Source organism: Limimaricola litoreus, assembly GCF_024159025.1.
GTDB classification, from domain to species: domain Bacteria; phylum Pseudomonadota; class Alphaproteobacteria; order Rhodobacterales; family Rhodobacteraceae; genus Limimaricola; species Limimaricola litoreus.
The window spans coordinates 1-2,776 of the sequence record NZ_JAMYXC010000242.1 but is presented as its reverse complement, the minus strand read 5'-3'; the positions used below and the strand labels follow the sequence as shown (position 1 = coordinate 2,776).

Genomic DNA, 2,776 nt, shown 5'->3' with positions numbered 1-2,776 from the left:
CTCCGCGCTGTCGATGCCGAGCGGCTCGGCCAGATCGAGCACGAGGCGCGACCAGCCCGGTCGCCCGCGCCCCAACCGCAGCGCCGTGGCGCGATCGCCCGAGAGCAGTGCGGCCGGATCGGCCCCGGCCCAGTCGGCCTCGGCGAAATCGAGCACGAGGCGGCGCGGCGCATCCAAGGTGAAGACGCGCCACGGCACTGGCTGGCTCAGCGCGAGATCGACCTCGACGCCCTTCCGACTGTCCTCGATCCGGCTCTTCGCGGGATCGAGCCGCGCCAGCCCCGAGAACTCCTGCGCCTGCAGCGGCGCGGCCAGCAGCAGCGCGAGGCCGATCCCCTTCATCTTTCCCCAAATACGCATACCCGGCCTGCCCCGCGCGCCGCGCCGGGGCCTCATGCGGTGCCCGCCTCCGCATGGCCGCGCGCCGCCATGAAACGGGTCAGACGCTCCAGCCCCTCCTCGATATCGGCGGTGGAGCGCGCGTAGGAGAAGCGGATCCAGCGATGCCCCTCGGCGGGATCGAAATCGAGTCCCGGCGTCACCGCCACCCCCGCCTCGTCGAGGATCTCGGCGGCGAAGGCGCGGCTGTCATCGGTGAAGGCGGAGACGTCGGCATAGACGTAGAAGGCGCCGTCGGGCGGCGCGAAGCGGGTGAAACCCGCCTGCGGCAGCCGCTCCAGCATCAGGCGGCGGTTGGCGGCATAGACGGCGGCGTTGGCCTCCAGCTCCGCGGTGCAGTCCATCGCATGCAAGGCGAGGCGCTGGGAGGCATGCGGGGTGCAGATGAACATGTTCTGCGCGATCCGCTCGATGCCGCGCACCTGCTCGGGCGGCACGATCAGCCAGCCGACGCGCCAACCGGTCATCGAGAAATACTTGGAGAAGGAGCCGATCACATGGGTCTCGTCGGTGACCTCCAGCGCCGAAGTGCCGCGCCCGCCGATGCCGTGATAGATCTCGTCGGAGATGAGCGCCGCGTCGCGGGCCGCACAGGCCTCGGCCAGCGCTGCGATGCCGTCGCGGTCGAGCATCGTCCCCGCCGGGTTGGAGGGCGAGGCCAGCACCAGCCCGTCGAGCGCGTGTGCCTCGACGTCGCCCGGCACCGGCTGCATCCGGTTTTCGAGCCGGGTGGCGATGTCGATCGGCGCCATGTCGAGCGCCTTGAGGATCTGCCGGTAGGAGGGGTAGCAGGGCGCGCCCAAGCCCACCCGCGCGCCGGTGTCGAAGAGCTGGGTGAAGCTCAGAAGGAACGCCCCCGACGCGCCCGAGGTGACAACGACGCGCGCCGGGTCGAGATCGACGCCGTACCAGTCTCCGTAATGGCGCGCGATGCGCGCGCGCAGCTCTGGCAGGCCGAGCGCGACGGTGTAGCCCATCGGCCCCGCCGCCATCTCGCGCGCCACCTTCTCGACCGCTTCGCGCGGTGCGCCGGTGCCGGGCTGGCCGACCTCCATGTGGATGATGTGCCAGCCTGCTTCCTCGGCCTGCCGGGCCGCCTCCATCACGTCCATCACGATGAAGGGATCAACCTCGCCGCGCCTTGAGTTCCGCATGACAGTCTCCCTAGGGTTTGGCGCGGTTGTGCCAATCCCGCGGCCCCGCCGTCAATGGCCCGCCCCTCTGCGCGGGAACTTGGCACAAGCGCGGCGATGTGGTCTGCACGGCCCGACACGAGGAAAGGACATTCCATGCTGCGCAGCCTCACCCGCGCCCTGCCCGTCACTCTGGCGCTCGCCAGCCCCGCCATGGCGCTCGATCTCGACGCGATGAGCGACGCCGAACGCGACGCCTTCGGCGCGCAGGTCCGCGCCTACCTGCTGGAGAACCCCGAGGTGCTGATGGAGGCGATCGCCGTGCTCGACCAGCGCCAGGCCGAGGCCGCGGCCCAGGGCGACAGCGCGCTGATCGCCGCGCATGCCGACGCGCTCTACGACTACGAGGGCGACTGGCAGGGTGGCAACCCCGAGGGCGACATCACCGTCGTCGAGTTCATGGATTACAAGTGCGGCTATTGCCGCCGCGCCTTTCCCGAGGTCGAGGAGCTGATCGAGAGCGACGGCAACATCCGCTACATCCTCAAGGAATTCCCGATCCTTGGCGAACAGTCGCTGATGGCCTCGCAATTCGCGCTGGCGGTGCGCGCGTTGGAGGGCGACGCGGCCTACAAGCAGGCGCACAACGCGCTGATGACCATGCGCGCGGATGTGAGCGAGACCTCGCTCGAAGCCTTGGCGGACAGCCTCGACGCCGATTTCGAAGCGGTGCAGGCCGAGATGAAGAGCCCCGAAGTGGCGCGCATCATCGCCGAGAACCGCCAGCTGGCGCAGGCAATGCAGGTGTCGGGCACGCCGAGCTTCGTGCTGGGCGAGCAGATGCTGCGCGGCTACGTGCCGCTGGCGCAGATGCGCGAGCTGGTGGCCAAGCAGCGCGGCGAGTGAGCGCGCCCCTGGCCTCGGCACGAAAAAGGGCGGCCCATCGGGCCGCCCTTTCCGTTTTTCCAGGGGGTCGCGATCAGCGGATGATGTGCACGATCCGGCGTTCGCCCGGCTCGACCACGACAGGCGTGCCGTTGAGGTAGAGATAGCTGTATTCGGCCTCCGGCACCGGAGTCAGCTCGACCTCGGCGGGCACGGTGGCGCCGACCACGACCTCGCCGCCGAGCACGACCGGCTCGACCGGGTTCTCGCGGACATAGGTAATGGTCTCGTCGTTCGGCGTGGCCGCGTCGCCCGCCATCGCGCCGAGGGCCGCGGCGCCGAGGATGCCGACCGGCCCG

General features: G+C 70.2%; 4 protein-coding genes. 1 reads left to right on the top strand and 3 read right to left on the bottom strand.

Translation table 11 applies throughout. The annotated features are described in order from the left end of the window. Positions 1–342: AMIN domain-containing protein (locus NHG85_RS15580; protein ID WP_253333983.1), on the bottom strand; the 342-nt coding region annotated here is incomplete at its 3' end. A 50-nt stretch (positions 343–392) separates the two neighbouring features. Then, positions 393–1,553, bottom strand: a complete 1,161-nt coding sequence (locus NHG85_RS15575; RefSeq protein WP_253333981.1) for a pyridoxal phosphate-dependent aminotransferase — start codon at positions 1,551–1,553, stop codon at positions 393–395. 135 nt (positions 1,554–1,688) lie between these two features. Between NHG85_RS15575 and NHG85_RS15570 the strand changes: the two genes are divergently transcribed. Further along, positions 1,689–2,438, top strand: coding sequence for a DsbA family protein (locus tag NHG85_RS15570; RefSeq protein WP_253333979.1), 750 nt, complete (start codon positions 1,689–1,691; stop codon positions 2,436–2,438). A 73-nt stretch (positions 2,439–2,511) separates the two neighbouring features. On the opposite strand, the gene NHG85_RS15565 is transcribed toward NHG85_RS15570, so the two are convergent. Then, a partial coding sequence (locus NHG85_RS15565) for a DUF1236 domain-containing protein (RefSeq protein ID WP_253333977.1) occupies positions 2,512–2,776 on the bottom strand: 265 nt, incomplete at its 5' end.

Excerpts from the sequence above, each read along its gene's own strand:
- NHG85_RS15575 (WP_253333981.1), bottom strand. The coding sequence starts at position 1,553 with ATGCGGAACTCAAGGCGCGGCGAGGTTGATCCCTTCATCGTGATGGAC.
- NHG85_RS15570 (WP_253333979.1), top strand. The coding sequence starts at position 1,689 with ATGCTGCGCAGCCTCACCCGCGCCCTGCCCGTCACTCTGGCGCTCGCC.